Consider the following 891-nt stretch of genomic DNA (forward strand, 5'->3'; position numbering starts at 1 on the left):
TATAGTCAACGAAATTAAAAAGAGTCACAGAGCCAAAGAAAATAAAAGAATAATGTATCGATGCAATCAATACGCCACTCTTTACGTTTTCTTTTGACCCAAGCCCACATCTGCTCAATAGGGTTTAAGTCTGGGCTATAAGGTGGTAGCCATAAAATAGTGTGCCCTGCCTCTTCTATAAGCTCTTGTATATCTAATCTTTTATGAAAGGTAGCGTTATCCATGACGATAACACTATTCTTAGGCAACTCAGGAAGTAGCAGTTGGGTCACCCAACTGTAAAAGACATCGCTATTGATACTGCAATCATAAAGCCCAACGGCAAATAGTTGATGGTTTTGAATGGCGCCAATAGCGTTGGTCTGATTCTTTAGTTGCCAATTATAGTCACCAAAGCACTGCTGACCCCTGTATGAATAGCCATGCGGACGGTTGTCGTGGGATTTAAAACCGCTTTCGTCTAGATAGATGATTGCTCTGTCATCTTTTTCAAAATGATGCAACTGCTCAAGGAATAAGCGTCTTAGCTCTTCATCCGCTTTGGGGTGATTAAGTGTCTTTTTTTTGAGTGATGTTAAGACGCTTTAGGGCTTTTGATATACCTCTATCACTGCAGTTGAATCGCCTTGCTCGCTCATAATGATAGTCGTCAGGATGCTCTTTAACGTCTGCTATTAAAGCATCATTGTCTATTTTATAGGGAACACGTTTATACACCTTGGGTTCAGGGTTTTTCTTCCAACGTTGTATAGTGGTCGCACTGATTTGATACTCTTCGACAAGCTGTCTATAGCTGTAACCCATTTCAAGTTTGTCTAGTATCATTTGTCTGTAATCTTTAGAGTATGCCATAGACTTTAGTGTAACTGTTTATTGGTTCTTTGACTATAG

At 39.6% G+C, this 891-nt stretch carries 1 protein-coding gene and 1 pseudogene; both read right to left on the bottom strand.

All coding sequences use genetic code 11. The annotated features are described in order from the left end of the window. Positions 1-14: 14 nt before the first annotated feature. A pseudogene (locus AAEY80_RS14265) lies at positions 15-512 on the bottom strand (IS630 family transposase); the annotation flags it as partial. Positions 513-549: 37 nt separating this feature from the next. Further along, positions 550-852 carry an IS630 transposase-related protein gene (locus AAEY80_RS14270; RefSeq protein WP_350588512.1) on the bottom strand — a complete coding sequence of 101 codons (303 nt, stop codon included), beginning with the start codon at positions 850-852 and terminating at the stop codon, positions 550-552. Positions 853-891 lie beyond the last annotated feature (39 nt).

The sequence above is a fragment of the Psychrobacter sp. 78a-MNA-CIBAN-0178 genome (assembly GCF_040309625.1).
GTDB classification, from domain to species: domain Bacteria; phylum Pseudomonadota; class Gammaproteobacteria; order Pseudomonadales; family Moraxellaceae; genus Psychrobacter; species Psychrobacter okhotskensis.

Excerpts from the sequence above, each read along its gene's own strand:
- AAEY80_RS14270 (WP_350588512.1), bottom strand. The coding sequence starts at position 852 with ATGGCATACTCTAAAGATTACAGACAAATGATACTAGACAAACTTGAA.